The 15,420-nt window shown below is 42.5% G+C and carries 13 protein-coding genes; 3 read left to right on the forward strand and 10 right to left on the reverse strand.

What is annotated here, in order from left to right; all coding sequences use genetic code 11:
- Positions 1 to 56 precede the first annotated feature (56 nt).
- From UE46_RS10215 to UE46_RS10255, 9 genes are all read right to left on the reverse strand, one after another.
- Positions 57 to 905: a MurR/RpiR family transcriptional regulator gene (locus tag UE46_RS10215; protein ID WP_036061574.1), complete on the reverse strand. Its 849-nt coding sequence runs from the start codon at positions 903 to 905 to the stop codon at positions 57 to 59.
- Positions 906 to 1,010: 105 nt separating this feature from the next.
- Positions 1,011 to 2,474, reverse strand: coding sequence for a PTS transporter subunit EIIC (locus UE46_RS10220; RefSeq protein WP_036061575.1), 1,464 nt, complete (start codon positions 2,472 to 2,474; stop codon positions 1,011 to 1,013).
- Positions 2,475 to 2,489: 15 nt separating this feature from the next.
- Positions 2,490 to 3,377, reverse strand: coding sequence for an N-acetylmuramic acid 6-phosphate etherase (gene murQ, locus UE46_RS10225; protein WP_036061576.1), 888 nt, complete (start codon positions 3,375 to 3,377; stop codon positions 2,490 to 2,492).
- Between the two features lie 135 nt (positions 3,378 to 3,512).
- Entirely contained in the window at positions 3,513 to 4,022 is a 510-nt protein-coding gene (locus tag UE46_RS10230; protein ID WP_036061577.1) for a transglycosylase SLT domain-containing protein, read from the reverse strand.
- A 149-nt stretch (positions 4,023 to 4,171) separates the two neighbouring features.
- On the reverse strand, positions 4,172 to 5,545 hold the full coding sequence (locus UE46_RS10235) for a HAMP domain-containing sensor histidine kinase (protein WP_036061578.1): 1,374 nt from the start codon (positions 5,543 to 5,545) through the stop codon (positions 4,172 to 4,174).
- On the reverse strand, positions 5,538 to 6,185 hold the full coding sequence (locus tag UE46_RS10240; protein ID WP_036061579.1) for a response regulator transcription factor: 648 nt from the start codon (positions 6,183 to 6,185) through the stop codon (positions 5,538 to 5,540). The genes UE46_RS10235 and UE46_RS10240 overlap by 8 nt, the downstream gene beginning before the upstream one ends.
- A gap of 145 nt (positions 6,186 to 6,330) precedes the next feature.
- Positions 6,331 to 8,745 (reverse strand): leucine--tRNA ligase, encoded by a 2,415-nt coding sequence (gene leuS, locus UE46_RS10245; protein ID WP_036061600.1) that lies wholly within the window; start codon positions 8,743 to 8,745, stop codon positions 6,331 to 6,333.
- A gap of 305 nt (positions 8,746 to 9,050) precedes the next feature.
- Positions 9,051 to 9,683 carry a hypothetical protein gene (locus UE46_RS10250; protein ID WP_118907594.1) on the reverse strand — a complete coding sequence of 211 codons (633 nt, stop codon included), beginning with the start codon at positions 9,681 to 9,683 and terminating at the stop codon, positions 9,051 to 9,053.
- Positions 9,684 to 9,790: 107 nt separating this feature from the next.
- Positions 9,791 to 11,197, reverse strand: coding sequence for an amino acid permease (locus UE46_RS10255; RefSeq protein ID WP_036061582.1), 1,407 nt, complete (start codon positions 11,195 to 11,197; stop codon positions 9,791 to 9,793).
- 145 nt (positions 11,198 to 11,342) lie between these two features.
- Here UE46_RS10255 and mnmL point away from each other — a divergent pair, with 145 nt between their 5' ends.
- The 3 genes from mnmL (at position 11,343) to UE46_RS10270 (ending at position 14,036) form a co-directional block, all read left to right on the forward strand.
- Positions 11,343 to 12,302, forward strand: coding sequence for a tRNA modification radical SAM protein MnmL/YtqA (mnmL, locus tag UE46_RS10260; RefSeq protein WP_036061583.1), 960 nt, complete (start codon positions 11,343 to 11,345; stop codon positions 12,300 to 12,302).
- Positions 12,299 to 12,886 carry a tRNA 5-(aminomethyl)-2-thiouridylate-methyltransferase MnmM gene (gene mnmM / locus UE46_RS10265; protein ID WP_118907595.1) on the forward strand — a complete coding sequence of 196 codons (588 nt, stop codon included), beginning with the start codon at positions 12,299 to 12,301 and terminating at the stop codon, positions 12,884 to 12,886. Before mnmL ends, mnmM begins: the two co-directional genes overlap by 4 nt.
- A gap of 82 nt (positions 12,887 to 12,968) precedes the next feature.
- Entirely contained in the window at positions 12,969 to 14,036 is a 1,068-nt protein-coding gene (locus UE46_RS10270) for a MupG family TIM beta-alpha barrel fold protein (protein ID WP_036061584.1), read from the forward strand.
- 31 nt (positions 14,037 to 14,067) lie between these two features.
- Here UE46_RS10270 and UE46_RS10275 read toward each other — a convergent pair whose 3' ends face one another.
- Positions 14,068 to 15,420 (reverse strand): nucleotide sugar dehydrogenase, encoded by a 1,353-nt coding sequence (locus UE46_RS10275; protein ID WP_036061585.1) that lies wholly within the window; start codon positions 15,418 to 15,420, stop codon positions 14,068 to 14,070.

Raw genomic sequence — 15,420 nt, forward strand, 5'->3', positions numbered from 1 at the left:
AATAATATAGATGCTAATCCTGATTTCAGCCATTCCCAAATATATGTAGCTCCCTTTTACGATTCCCTAAACCGGTTCGTCGCTTCCCGTGACGCTCTAATCTGCTCAATCATCTCTTCATAATGATGCGATGCATAGAAATAGAACAAGATATCAATCACTAAGAATTGCGCTTGTCTTGAACTCGTCGCAGCGCTTCGGAGCTCGGTTTCTGGTGCACGTGATGTCTCTAACGCCACCGTTGCTTTTTGCTTTAATTTATTTTGTCCAAAACGAGTTAGACTCAGTAATTCCAAGCCATTGTTCAGCGCTTCATCCGCTAACTGCAATACTTCACTCGTTTCCCCACTATTGGAGACAGCGAAGAAAACCGCTTCTTTAGAACCCGCGGCAAAAGCCATCGCTAAAATATGGGGATCGGCAATCGCAATCGCATGTTTCCCTGCACGCATCCATTTTTGGGCGATATCCTCAGCGATCAACCAGGAAGCTCCAACGCCATACGCATAAATGGTGTCTGCTTGTTGCAAAATATCACACGCAAGCAGTACTTTTGCTTTATCAAGCTGCCCAACTGTATCGTTCAACGTCTGTACCGTATTGGATACCAGTTTTCGCGTGATCTCCTCAAAATCCTCATTCGGCTCGATGTCATAATAACCCGTTTTTTCAGGTTGCACTAATTCAACGGATAACTTCATTTTTAGCTCTGGAAAACCTTCTAACCCCATCGAATGACAAAAACGAATCACTGCAGCACCGCTCGCTCCAGAATTTTCAGCTAATTCGTGAATGGACATTTTTACAATTTTGCTAGGGTCTGCTAAAATCGCGCGACCAACTTTTGCCTCTGATTTCGGCAATTCTTCTAAAATACCTTGAATTCGATTAATGACACTTCCCATAATCTACGTTGCCACCTCCCTTGAATACATTCTATGCTTCAATTATAACACGGAGTTAGCGCATACAACAAAAGAAGTGAGACAGATTCGCCCCACTTCTTTGTTTTATTCTGCTACTGCTTCCATTGCGTCTTTTGGAACACCCCAAAGGTACGTTAGGATGAAACCGCCAAGATAGGCTGCTAGTAAGCCAATTACGTACTCAAACCATGTGTTATTAGCGATAAGCGGGATGAGCGCTACGCCAGATGGGCCAATTGCGATGGCGCCAACATTACCGAAGAAGCCAATAATAGCTCCACCGATACCGCCACCAAGACACGCCGTAATAAACGGACGACCAAGTGGGACCGTAACACCGTAGATTAATGGTTCGCCAATACCGAGAATCCCGACTGGCAAACCGCCTTTAATCATGTTAACTAAAGGTTTATTTTTGCGACAACGCATCCAAATTGCAATTGATGCGCCAACTTGTCCGCCTCCTGCCATAGCAAGCATTGGGAGCAAGATTGTGTATCCATCTTGCGCAATCATTTCAACATGAATCGGTGTCAAGACCTGATGAAGGCCGAGCATTACCATTGGTAGGAATAGCGTCCCCAGAACAAATCCAGCGAACAGTCCACCTTTTGCGATAATCCAGTTGATGCTTCCTACCAAGCTTGTCGAAATAACGCCTGCAAATGGCATGATGATGAAAATCGTGAACAGGCCAATGATGAGCAGCGCTAACATCGGTGTTAAAATAATGTCTAGCGAATTTGGAATCCATTTACGTAAAAACTTCTCTAACACACAAAGCAAGTAAACCGCTAGAAGTACACCGATAATACCACCTTGTCCAGCGACCATATCCGAACCATTAAAAATATTTTTAATCGGTAATTCTGGTGTCACACCCATGAGCAACGTCACACCACCGACGGCGCCACCAAGTACTGGCGTGCCTCCGAATTCTTGCGCTGTATTAATCCCTACATAAATAACGAGAAACGAGAAAATACCATTTTTAATAACATTTAAAACTGTCACATATTGCATCCATGTTTCAGCATCCAATTTTCCAGCTTGAATATTATTGAAAAGAATCGCTGCAATACCAGCAATTAATCCAGCGCCAACGAAACCAGGAATTAGCGGGACAAAAATGTTCGCTACTGATTTCAATAAACGTTTGAAACCTGATGTGTTATTTTGTTTCTTTTTCAGCTCCGCTTTTGTTGCCGCAGCTTTTTCTTCCACTAGTTCTTTCCCTGTTTTAGCCGAACTTTGCGTCAAATTTTCATCCAAATTATCTGGCAATGTTTCGCCAAGTTTCACACCCGCCATCTCACACATCGCACCTGCTACTTTATTGACAAAGCCTGGTCCAACGATGATTTGAAGCGTGTCATCCTCTACAACACCAAGCACGCCTGGCGCTTTTTTCAAGCCTTCCACGTTCACTTTATCCGTATCCTTAATGCCTAAACGCACGCGAGTCATACAATGCGCGATCTTAGAAACATTCCCCATACCGCCGACTTCTTCAAAAATCTTCTGTCCTAAATCCTGTTCTTTACTCATGTTCGTCGCCTCCCTTTAGTTTAGCGTGCGTCTGATGAAACCATCCGCTGATGCTAATTTTTCTGTCGCTGTTGCAAGATCTGTTTTCGTTAAAATCATGACAATCGCTGGCTTCACATGTTGTCCTGCCAACTCAAAATACTTCGTCGCTGTCGCGTAATCACATTCTGTTGCTTCCATGATGATACGTTTTGAGCGTTCCACTAATTTTTCGTTTGTTGGCATCACGTCAACCATCAAGTTTTTATATACCTTACCAATTCCAATCATCGAAACCGTTGAAATCATATTTAAAACTAGCTTTTGCGCCGTTCCAGCTTTCAATCGCGTGGATCCCGTCAAAATTTCAGGACCACAATCGACTTCAATCGCCGTATCCGCATGAGCCGAAATCGCCGCGTTCTTGTTACATGACAAAGCTCCTGTTTTTGCACCAACTTCTTTCGCATAATCAAGCGCACCAATCACGTACGGCGTCCGACCGCTTGCCGCAATTCCCAGCACATAATCATTCGCCGTTAACGAAATAGCTTGTAAATCTTCTTTACCCAAAACAACCGAATCTTCCGCGCCTTCCACCGCTTGTAAAAACGCTTTCTCACCACCTGCAATCAGGCCAACAACCATTGTCGCGGGTACTCCAAACGTTGGCACACATTCCGCCGCGTCTAAAACACCTAGACGTCCGCTCGTTCCAGCGCCAAGATAAATGAGCCGCCCACCTTTTTTAAAACTTCCGATCACGCCATTGATAACGGTTTCAATTGACGTAAGATTCGTCGCGATCGCCGTCGGTACCTTCGCATCCTCTTCATTCATAATCTGCAATGCTTCTTTTACAGTTAGCATATCTAAAGCTGTCGTTTTTTCATTTCGCTTTTCCGTGGATAAATTCTCTAACATAAGAACACCTCTTTCATACGATCATTGTATCGCAAACGGAATTATATTTCAATGTTTATTTTTATAATTTGAAATAAAGTTTCATAAATGAGGATAAAAAAGCAGCTTAACTGCCGTGTTAAGCCACTTTCCTCTTTATTCTACTGATGTCAATTCTGTCACTTTAATATGTTTCTTGAAATTTTTTGCTAATTTTTTATTATAATTCGTATTTTGATCTGTCCAATCCGTGCCGCGCTGGGTCGGCCAACCAGATGTATTCGCGATATACGTCAACATTTCGATTCCCTCTAAGCCTTTTGTCTGCGCGCGATTAAACGCTTTTGTCATGTTTGTAATGGCAATTTCCGCATTTTTCTCAGGTGTAAGCAACTCTTCTTCCGTTAATTCCTCTGGCGCAAGTCCACCGCGATGCAATTGAAATAAGCCAAACGAACTTCCTTCATCACCAATTGTTTTTGGATCAAAGCCGCTCTCTGTTTCAGCAATGGAAAGTGGGATCCAAGCTGGTATATCATGTTTTTTCGCTGTTTTTTGGATCATATCCATCATGGCAACCCGCTCCTGATGCTGATCATAGAAGTGAAACACAAGTGCGCCGGCCGCTAATACGCCCAATATAAAAATAAATGTTTCTCTTTTCATAGCCTTAACCTCTCATTAGTTATATTTTGGTAAACTTCCAGCCTGATCTGGTTGCCAAATTAGGACAATAAGTAAAATCGCGACGACCAAGACAAGCGCAACACTTGCTATCATGTTTCTGATTTTCATATTCGCCCGTACCTCCCTCATTATTCCACTTTCTGAAACATAAGATAAAACGTAATCCAGCCTTCTCGCAAATCGACACCATAGTCAAAATCATGTTGCTCCATCACTGTTTGCACGATCGCAAGCCCCAGCCCCGTTCCAGAAAAATTCTTATTTCGTGAAGCTTCCCGTACATAAAATGGCTTCCAAATATGTTCTAAAATTTGTGGATCGCGTATCGTCGTCTCATTCTTAATCCCAAAATAAAGCTTATCATTACGCTCGGACCATTCAATTTCAATCCGATCCGTCGTTGCATATTTCACTGCATTCGTAATTAAATTATTAAAAACCATTTCTAGTTTCGCTCTGTCTGCCAAAATCACGATTTCCGGTCCAATTGCCGATTTTATTCGAATATCCATGCCCATCATTTCCTGATAATTCGCAAGCAAGCCATCAAAAAGCGTCCTAACCTGAATTTTCTCCAGCTGTAGCGGATCAGCTTCCATTTTAGAAAAGCGCAACAGTTCTTCAATAATAGCCGAAATATGATCTGTTTGCTTCACAATCGTCTCCATATAAGTCCCATCATCCAAACCATCCTGAATCCCCATACTGTAAGCTTTAATCAGCGCCAGTGGAGTCTTTAGCTCATGCGTGAGATCCGCCATAAAATACTTCAAATCTTTATTACGGCGAAGTAACGTGTAATGCGCCGTTTTCAAATCATCACTCATCACATTAATACTCGTGGCCAAATCCTCTAACTCATCGCGCGTTTCAACCGTCACTGTGCCAAATTCCAACTTTGAAATTTGATCAGCAACTGTTTTTAATTCTTCAAGTGGCTTCGTAATTTTCCGAGATAAGAAACCCGTCAACGCAACGACTAAAATCGATCCAAACAACATCAACATCAAGTTAAATTCATTAATTATTTTCGCCGTTTCACTATAATTTGCGATCGAAACCCCAGCTACGACAAGTAAACCGTCCTTCTCATTGAGGCTAACAAGAAAACTCGATTTCTGCTTTCCTTGATCGTATAGTTTGTTAACAATAGCGCCATTTTTCAGCTCATCTAGCGTATCTCCAGTGACCCAAAAACGGTTCAACGCGATTTGTTTCTTGGCTAAATCAAGCGATAACATCTCATTCAAATCGTCCACATTATTCGTCATTTGTTCCGAGACAATCGTGACGTCATACTTTGCCTCAAGCTTCCAGATGTCGTTCTCAATCTGCCTCTTACTCCAACTTTCAACCTCTTTCATCGCCTGCGTCACTTTTTGATTCATTTCATAATGATAATATTTTGGTAGGAAAAATTGATTGACCAATATCGACAAGGCAAATACGCCAATCACGACCGCCGATATCCGCCACGTCAGTTTTCTGCCAAGTTTACTCATGATGAACCTCGATACTGTATCCCATGCCGCGATGTGTCTTAATTAAGCCATCGCCCACTTTTTCGCGAAGTCGCCTGATATGCGTATCCACCGTGCGTTCTTCACCTTCATAATCAATGCCCCAAACGATATCTAGTAGCTGATTCCGATTCAGAATCGCACCCTTATTTTGATATAAAACGCGCATCAATTCATACTCTGTTTTCGTCGCATTAATATCAACACCTGCTTTGAATAACTTCTTGGCATATGTATCAATCATGACATCAGCCACTTGGAAACAGTTCTGAAAACCTGTTAAGTTCTTCGCCCGCGCCAAAAGTGCCTTCGGGAAAAACGGCTTCTTCACGTAGTCATCCGCGCCCGCCTCCAGAGCAAGGTACTCATCTTCCCCTTCACTTTTGGCCGTTAACATGATGACTTTAATCGTGCTTGACGCCTTCATTTCCTTGCAAACTTCCACACCATCAACGCCTGGCATCATCCAATCCAACACCGCTAAATCTAATTTTTCACGATAAAATATAGTTAAAGCTTCTTCCCCATTTTCTGCTTGAAAAACAGTAAAGCCCTCTTTTTCAAAATAAGCACACAAAATTTTCAACATATCTTTTTGATCGTCTGCTATGAGTACGTTCATGATTTATCACCTATTGCTTTATTTTTTTCCATCATACCATAGTTTTATGACGCGAAATTGACAAAAAGGAAACCTTTAGAAATTCTTTAGAAACGTCAAAAACCCTCTAGCTCAAGAAAATAGCTAGAGGGACTTCTTATTTATTCTAGTTCGCTACAATATTGACCAATTTGCCAGGGACAGCGATGATTTTACGGATCGTTTTGCCCGCTATTTCTTCGCTGATTTTATCGTCTGCAAGGGCGATTTTTTCTAGTTCATCCTTGTTTAGATCTTTCGCAATGGTTACTTTCGCTCTTACTTTGCCGTTGACTTGAAGCACGATTTCCACTTCATCTTCTACGAGTTTCGAAGCGTCAAAAGTTGGCCACGACACGTAAGAGATCGTTTCGGTATGACCAAGACGGTGCCAAAGTTCTTCTGCCAAATGTGGTGCAATTGGCGAAAGAAGTTGAACGAATCCTTCTGCATAATTTTTTGGAACGGTTGTTGCTTTGTAGGCATCATTAATGAAGATCATCAATTGGGAAATTCCCGTATTGAAACGCAGATTTTCATAATGCTCGGAAACCATTTTCACCATTTGATGATACGATTTCTCAAGGTCTACATTCGCTTCTGGTGTGATTTTCGTGTTTATTTCACCTGTTTCTTCGTTGATAAACAAACGCCACACGCGATCCAAGAATTTACGAGCGCCTTCCAGCCCATTTTCATTCCACGGGATCGATGCTTCTAGCGGCCCCATGAACATTTCATAAAGGCGTAGCGTATCGGCACCATATTTATCGACAACATCATCTGGATTGACAACATTACCGCGAGATTTACTCATTTTTTCGTTGTTGTCGCCCAAAATCATACCTTGGTTAAACAATTTTTGGAACGGTTCTTTCGTTGGAACCACACCGATATCATACAAAAATTTGTGCCAGAAACGCGCGTAAAGGAGATGCAATACGGCATGCTCGGCGCCACCGATATAAACGTCGACAGGTAGCCATTGTTCTAGTTTTTCTTTATCCGCAAGAGCTTGATCGTTGTTAGGATCGATATAACGCAAGAAGTACCAGCTAGAGCCAGCCCATTGTGGCATTGTATTCGTTTCGCGAACGCCTTTGCGACCATTTTCATCGACAACGTGAACCCAATCCGTCAAATTAGCAAGTGGTGATTCGCCTGTTCCAGATGGTTTAATTTCGGTTGCTTTTGGAAGTAGGAGCGGCAATTCTTGTTCTGGAATCGTCGTTGTTTCGCCATCTTCCCAATGAATAACTGGGATTGGCTCTCCCCAATAACGCTGGCGGCTGAACAACCAATCGCGCAAACGGAAACTAATTTTGCGGGTACCAGCTTTATTTTCTTCCAACCATGCAATCATTTTACTGATCGCATCGTCCTTGTCTAGACCATCAAGGAATCCTGAATTAATATGCGCGCCGTCGCCTGTATATGCCTCTTCTTCCACATTTCCACCAGCAAGAACGGCTCTAATCGGCAACTCGAACTGCTTCGCAAATTCATAATCACGCTCGTCATGCGCTGGAACGGCCATAATCGCACCAGTTCCGTATTGAATCAACACATAATCGGCAATCCAAATCGGCATTTCTTCGCCATTTACAGGATTAATCGCATAAGCTCCTGTGAAAACGCCCGTCTTATCTTTCGCAAGATCGGTACGCTCCAATTCACTTTTAAGTTCCACTTGTTTTTGATACGCTTTTACAGCCTCTTTTTGTTCTGGCGTCACGATTTTGTCTACCAAAGCATGCTCTGGTGAAAGGACCGCATATGTTGCTCCAAAAAGAGTATCCGGACGCGTCGTAAATACAGTAAAGTTCGCATCGGTATCCTTCACTTGAAACGCGACTTCCGCTCCTTCTGAACGGCCAATCCAATTGCGCTGCATATCTTTAATATTTTCTGGCCAATCTACCAAATCAAGATCATCCAGCAAACGATCCGCATATGCCGTGATTTTTAGCATCCATTGACGCATCGGCTTGCGGAAAACAGGATGTCCACCACGCTCACTTTTGCCATCGATAACTTCTTCGTTTGCAAGTACCGTTCCAAGCGCTGGGCACCAGTTAACCGCCACTTCTGCTTCATAAGCAAGGCCCTTTTCGTACAATTTCGTGAAAATCCACTGCGTCCATTTATAGTAGCTTGGATCGGTCGTGTTAATTTCGCGATCCCAGTCATAAGAAAAACCAAGCGATTTGATTTGGCGTGTGAAATTCTCGATATTGTGCGCCGTAAACGCAGCAGGATCATTCCCTGTATCAATCGCATATTGCTCTGCTGGAAGACCAAAAGCGTCCCAACCAATCGGGTGAAGTACATTAAAACCTTGCATCCGCTTCATGCGTGCCAAAATATCTGTCGCTGTGTAACCTTCTGGATGCCCAACGTGAAGGCCTGAACCAGATGGATACGGGAACATATCAAGCGCATAAAAATTCGATTTATCCGCGTCCTCCGTTGTTTTAAAAATCTTCTCTTCTTCCCACTTCTTCTGCCATTTCGGCTCCATCTCTTTGTGATTAAATGTCATCATTTCAACTTCCCTTCTTTAAATAAAAGCATAAAAAAATCCCACAGCAAAAAAAATGCCATGGGACGAGAGTCTGAACTCCCGCGGTACCACCCAAATTAGTGTCACCACTCAACTCGATTTCCTTAACGCGGAAAAAACGGCGGAATGTTCCGCATCTATGCTAGGCAAGGCAAGTTCGTATTTCGTTCATCTGTGACTCGCACCAACCGCCACTTCTCTTCGCATGAACTTAAAATACTACTACTCCCCGTCTTATCTTCAATAGTTCTATTGTAGCCCATTCCGAATACTTTAGCAACCCTCTATATTGGCGCTTTATCAAGTGAAGTCAACCAAATCATCTCGACTTTATCATCCCAAAAACCAAAGCGTAACTCGATATTATTATCTCGGTCTTCGTAAACTAATTCTTGCTCGTAACGATCCGATTTCGTCAAGTTGCGATACGCCGAACCATACGCGCTCGTCACCTTATCGACAGAATCACCGAATTTGATACCTCGGCTCGTTTTTAATGCATCGCTCGCATATTCAATATGTATCACGCGATTTTTATCGGCATCTTCAATCGAAATCCAATATGTTGCTGTATCCTTCTTCTTCGGAACTAGTACTTTGATCTCTTTTTGCAAGCTTTTGTCCGTCACTTTTTTCGATGTAAAGTCTTTTTTCTGAGTAGCCGTATCCAACAATTGATTGATTTTGATGTCATTCACAGATTCAGATGACAAGTCGGTGGAAGCAATTTCTTTATGAATTTCGTGATAAGGACTACCCGCCACGAAAAAAGTTTGCCGAAAGAATATTGCTGTCCCTGCCAGTAACAATATGATGACAACAACGCCAATCCAATGTTTTTTGAAATTAAATTTACCATAAAAAGCTGTAATAATCATTAAAGCAATAATAGCCAAAACAAGATATAAAATTATCATTTCTCCACTTCTTTCACATTTACAAAGATGTCTTAAAAATAGCATAAATAAACGGATAAAGCAATGATTATACTGCCTTCTATGATAGACACAATCGCTCTTTATTTTTATTTCATACTTGGCTTATATTTCATCAATGGGTATAGTAAAAATCCTAAGAAAAACAGACCTAGACTCAAGGCAAATACGCGCCAATCTTCCGTTCCACTTTTGATAATCCAGCAGGCATATGTGAGAGCAAGTGCCGCAATAAAGCCGTCAAAGCAGCGTTTAGCAATGGAATTTGTTTCGTACGTAGCACCTGTTATTGTCAGTTTCAACTGGAATAATGGCGAAATGAAATACTGCACGAGGAAAGCCAGCGTCGACACTTTGACCACGAAATCGTACGCGGCTGCGATATTGCCTGAAAGCGTGGATAAAATAAAGAGCTGCGACGCGCAACATGTCAAAATCAACACAAGAACCGGTGTCCCATTTTTATTCGTTTTCGCTAGGAATGGCAGGAAAAGGCCGTTTTTAGCAGCTTGGTACGGGGCCTCAGAACTCATCATAATCCAGCCTACCGCGGAACCAAAAAGGCAAATCAAAGCTAGGAGCGCCATCACGGCGGAACCACCGCTACCCGTCACAACATTGAGCGCATCGGCAAGCGGACTTGCGGAATGCAATAATTTCGACTTAGGAATCAAACCTAACGCCAAAATCGTGATGGTGGTGTAGAGGCAAACAGAAATAATAAGCCCTGATATTGTTGCTGCGCGAACCGTTTTTCCTGATTTGGCACGACCTGCGAACATCATAGCAGATTCGATACCGATGAAAGCCCACAACGTCACGATCGCCGCGCTATTCACTTGAGATAGTAGACCGTGCTCCAAGCCACTCGTGTCGACAACGGGATGGTACCACGCGCCCATAATGGCAGATTGGAAGGCAAACAGACCAACGACAATGAATAGGAAGAAGCCTACAATTTTAGCGGTCGTTGCTACGAAATTAATCCGCCCAGCCCCATTCACACCTTGAATAATGATCAAACACACGCCCCATAAGAGTAGCGAACAGATCAAGAATGTGAGCAATTGTCCAAGTCCAAGTTCGTACGATCCTGCTGTAAAAATGATTTTCCGGCTGTTTAAAACGGGGAAAAAGACCGATAGATAACCTGCAAATGAGGTGATTATCGAGACGTTTCCTGCCCAGTTCGCCACCCAGTAACTCCATACTGCGATAAATCCTGCAAGCCTTTTTAGCTTCGGATTTCGGAATAATTCGAACGCATGGCTTTGCGCACCACTTGTTAAGTCTGGTCGTCGCACAGCCAAATTTCCGAATACGAGCGCGATCATTAATACGCCAGTTCCCGTTAAAATCCATGCCAGCATAATGCCGAGCGGGCTTGCCACTGCTGCCATTTGACGCGGTAACATGAATATTCCTGATCCAATCATATTTCCTACAACAAGTGATGTTAATACGAGATATCCCATTTTTTTGTTAGTTTTCACCATGTCCATTACCTCCAAGTTGATTTAACACGTTACCAAAGTAAAGTATTTTTATATCATAGCACAATGACCCAATCACCGCAACCACGTAAAATGTGATAAAATAAGCAAAGATAAGATTTTAATTTTGAAGGAGTTTGACAAAAAGATGAATCCATTTGAATATACGAACGATAATAAACGCTATCACACGTGGAATTACTGCTTGCGAGAACATTTTGGCTATAAGGTTTTCAAAGTCGCGCTTGATGGTGGTTTTGATTGCCCCAACCGTGATGGCACAGTGGCGCACGGTGGTTGTACTTTTTGCAGTGCTGCTGGGTCGGGTGACTTCGCGGGAGATCGTGTCGATGATCTCAAAACACAATTTCATGAAATCAAGGATAAAATGCATACAAAATGGAAAGATGGCAAATATATGGCGTATTTTCAAGCTTTCACGAATACACATGCCCCTGTTGCGGAACTTCGGGAAAAATATGAATCGGTGCTGGATGAACCAGGTGTCGTCGGACTTTCGATCGCAACACGTCCAGATTGCCTTCCTGATGATGTTGTGGACTATTTAGCCGAGTTAAACGACCGAATCTACCTGTGGGTGGAACTTGGCCTTCAAAGCGCGCACAATGAGACTGGCGTGTTAATCAACCGAGCGCATGACTATGATTGCTACGTGGACGGTGTCGAAAAATTACACGCGCGTGGTATCCGTGTTTGCACGCATATTATTAACGGCCTCCCTCGCGAAACACCAGAAATGATGATGGAAACCGTGCAAAAAGTCGTTGAAAGCGGCGTTGCAGGAATCAAGATCCACTTATTACACCTACTCAAAGGCACGCCAATGGTGCAGCAATACAAAAACGGCGAACTGAAGTTTTTAACAAAAGAGGATTATGTCAGCCTTGTTTGCGATCAGTTAGAAATTCTGCCTCCCGAAATGGTTATTCATCGTATTACTGGTGACGGCGCTCTAGAAGACCTCATTGGCCCTATTTGGAGCTTAAATAAATGGGAAGTTCTCAATTCCATCGATGCCGAACTTGTCCGTCGCGATAGTTGGCAAGGAAAGTTCTACAAAACAGCGAAAGTCGGTAATGAAGCATGAACTTAAAAAGCATTTTGCCATTCAGTCATGATTTACTCACACGCCTCCTCGTGCCTGGCGATATCGTCGTCGATGCAACCGCTGGAAATGGTCATGATACGGCCTTTCTAGCAGAACTTGTTGGCATTAACGGTCACGTCTTTAGTTTTGACATTCAGCAACAAGCCATCGACGCGACGACAGAACTTTTAAAAGAAAAGCAACTAGCCGATCAAGTCACACTTTTTTGTGAGAGCCACGCTAACATGACCTCTTTGCTTGCAGATCAATCAATCAAAGCCGCCATTTTTAATCTCGGCTATTTGCCCGGTGGTGACAAAACAATTACAACGCTGGCGGACACAACGATTCAGGCAATCGAAAGCGCCCTATCCTTGCTTGCTGTTGGAGGTATCGTTATTCTCGTGATTTACCACGGTCATCCAGAAGGTCAAACAGAGAAATCAGCCGTGCTACATTATGCTGAATCTTTAGCGCAAGAGCAATTTCACGTTTTAGAATATCGCTTTATCAACCAACGCAACAACCCACCTTTCGTTATCGCTATCGAAAAAAGAAAAACAAAGCCAGTTCCCGCGAAATAAAGTGGCAACTGGTTTTTGTTTGAAATAAAGTTTCACGAAATGTATACTTAAAATAAAACAAAAGAAAGATACGGTGGTTCACATGTTCGGTATTTCCATTTATTTATCTGAAAACAACGATTTTGAAACAACAATAGAACGCGCTTCTGAGAAAGGTTTCTCGCTTATTTTCAGCTCCTTACATATCCCAGAAGAAGATCCCGCTCATTATTCCCATCTACTTACACGGCTGGGCAATGCTGCAAAAGCACACAAGATGCAATTAATCCTCGATATTTCTGCGGAATCGCTGGCACACCTTGATCTCACCATTGACCAAGCAGATCAAATTAGCAAGCTAGGCGTCACTGGTCTACGTGTTGATTATGGCTTAAACATAGCTGAAATAGCTAAACTCGCGACGAAAATCAAGGTTTACCTTAACGCTAGCACTATTAATAAAACCTTTTTAGACGCACTGTTGCAGGCCGGCGTTGATATCTCACAAGTCGAAGCTTTTCATAACTACTACCCAAAACCACACACAGGCCTGGATATTCCCTTTTTCAAGCAAACGAACGATTTTCTACACCAGTATGGCTTAAAAATCGCCGCTTTCGTACCTGGTAATGGGGAAAAACGCCAACCATTATACGCCGGTCTACCTACACTCGAAAAACACCGTGATATCCACCCATTTGCCGCAGCGCTTGAGTTAAAAACACTTGGCATTGACCACATTTATATTGGAGATCCATCATTGCAACCTAGCACAACAGACCAGTTTCAAGCATTTCAGCAAAATAGCACACTACTCCTTGATTGCCAATTAGACAACGATCTTGACCCACAAATTCAGCAACATCTACTATCGCCTGACAATAACCGAATGGACCCAGCGCGCGACCTCATTCGCTTAGAAAAATCACGCCTCGCATTAGCAAACTTGAACATCCCAGCAATTCCATCAAGAGCCTGTCCAACAGGTAGTATCATGATTGATAACGCCTTATTTGGCCGCTATCAAGGAGAAATTACAATCGCTCTACGCAACTTACCAGCAGAATCAAAAAGCAACATCATTGGTCAGCTAGATCCAGCCGCGATTCAAATATTGCCATTCATCCAACCTGGACAAATCATTCAACTACGATTACACACTAAAAAGTAGCCTCGCGATTCTTAAGGCTACTTCTATAGTATCAAACTGTTAACATTTCACTAGCAACTAAAACTGGTCCCCCGCCAAAACGAGCAACTTTTGCTGAGCCAAACTCGCGCATCACATTTTTCGTATCTAGAATAAGTGAACTATTCGCTAATATTTGTTCCTTATCAAATAGATCATGGCACGTAAGTATAATAACCAAATCATACAAAGCAAAACTACTATAATCAAGCGGAATTGTGTCGCGAATCGTGCCGTCTTTTTCTCTATATTTTGTTGCTAGCGGATCACAAAAATCAACATTAGCCCCAGCTTTCAAGAGATTTTCATATACTTCTATGCTCGGAGATTCCCGAAGATCATCAATATTTTCTTTATAAGCCATGCCCAAAATCAAAACACGTGAACCACTCAAAGCCTTTTGTTTACTATTTAAAGTAGTCATCGCTTTATGCACGACATGCTCTGGCATCTGATGATTCGTTTCTTGCGCAAGTTCAATAAAACGACTGAAAAAATTCACTTCTTTTGCTTTCCAAGACAAGTATATTGGGTCAAGTGGAATACAGTGCCCACCAATTCCCGGACCTGGATTGAAGCGCATAAAGCCAAATGGTTTTGTACTTGATGCTTCGATGGTTTCCCAGACATCAATATCCAATTTTTCACATAGTAGCGACATCTCATTAATAAAGGCAATATTAATACTGCGGAATGTATTTTCAAGTAGCTTACTCATTTCAGCAACCTCTGTTGATGCGACAGGAACCACATGATCAATGACCTGCTCATACAAAGCCGTCCCAACTTGCATTGAAATTGGCGTCATACCACCCAATACTTTTGGTGTATTTTCGGTCTGATATGTCTTATTCCCTGGATCCACTCGTTCTGGCGAATAACATACGTAAAAATCTTCGTCCAGACGCCAACCATCTTTTTCAATGGGCGCATAGATCAGCTCTTTAGAAGTACCTGGATATGTCGTGCTCTCTAACACAACGATCGTATTTGGTGTCATATTTTCGCGAATCATGTCAACCGCGCTCACGATGTACGATGTATCTGGTTCATATGATTTCGTAAGCGGTGTTGGCACGCAGATAATGATAGCGTCCGCTCGAGCTAATTCTTTCGCATCTGTCGTCGCTATGAGTTGTTCTTTCAAAACTAGCTTCGAAAGCCTCTCCGACGTTATGTCCATGATATCCGACATTCCTTGATTTACAAGCGTCACTTTTGGTTCACTTGGATCAAAACCGATAACTTGGAATCCAGCCTCTGCGAAAGAAATCGCCAATGGTAAACCTACATAACCAAGTCCCATAACAGCAATAACTGCTTCTTTTTTGTTTAAATAGTCTTTTAAAAGTTCGAAATTATTCAT

Origin of the sequence: Listeria weihenstephanensis (assembly GCF_003534205.1) — a bacterium.
Lineage (GTDB): Bacteria > Bacillota > Bacilli > Lactobacillales > Listeriaceae > Listeria_A > Listeria_A weihenstephanensis.

Excerpts from the sequence above, each read along its gene's own strand:
- UE46_RS10220 (WP_036061575.1), bottom strand. The coding sequence starts at position 2,474 with ATGAGTAAAGAACAGGATTTAGGACAGAAGATTTTTGAAGAAGTCGGC.
- mnmL (WP_036061583.1), top strand. The coding sequence starts at position 11,343 with ATGAATCCATTTGAATATACGAACGATAATAAACGCTATCACACGTGG.
- UE46_RS10270 (WP_036061584.1), top strand. The coding sequence starts at position 12,969 with ATGTTCGGTATTTCCATTTATTTATCTGAAAACAACGATTTTGAAACA.
- UE46_RS10255 (WP_036061582.1), bottom strand. The coding sequence starts at position 11,197 with ATGGTGAAAACTAACAAAAAAATGGGATATCTCGTATTAACATCACTT.
- leuS (WP_036061600.1), bottom strand. The coding sequence starts at position 8,745 with ATGACATTTAATCACAAAGAGATGGAGCCGAAATGGCAGAAGAAGTGG.
- UE46_RS10230 (WP_036061577.1), bottom strand. The coding sequence starts at position 4,022 with ATGAAAAGAGAAACATTTATTTTTATATTGGGCGTATTAGCGGCCGGC.
- UE46_RS10215 (WP_036061574.1), bottom strand. The coding sequence starts at position 905 with ATGGGAAGTGTCATTAATCGAATTCAAGGTATTTTAGAAGAATTGCCG.
- UE46_RS10275 (WP_036061585.1), bottom strand. The coding sequence starts at position 15,420 with ATGAATAATTTCGAACTTTTAAAAGACTATTTAAACAAAAAAGAAGCA.
- UE46_RS10250 (WP_118907594.1), bottom strand. The coding sequence starts at position 9,683 with ATGATAATTTTATATCTTGTTTTGGCTATTATTGCTTTAATGATTATT.
- UE46_RS10240 (WP_036061579.1), bottom strand. The coding sequence starts at position 6,185 with ATGAACGTACTCATAGCAGACGATCAAAAAGATATGTTGAAAATTTTG.
- mnmM (WP_118907595.1), top strand. The coding sequence starts at position 12,299 with ATGAACTTAAAAAGCATTTTGCCATTCAGTCATGATTTACTCACACGC.
- UE46_RS10235 (WP_036061578.1), bottom strand. The coding sequence starts at position 5,545 with ATGAGTAAACTTGGCAGAAAACTGACGTGGCGGATATCGGCGGTCGTG.
- murQ (WP_036061576.1), bottom strand. The coding sequence starts at position 3,377 with ATGTTAGAGAATTTATCCACGGAAAAGCGAAATGAAAAAACGACAGCT.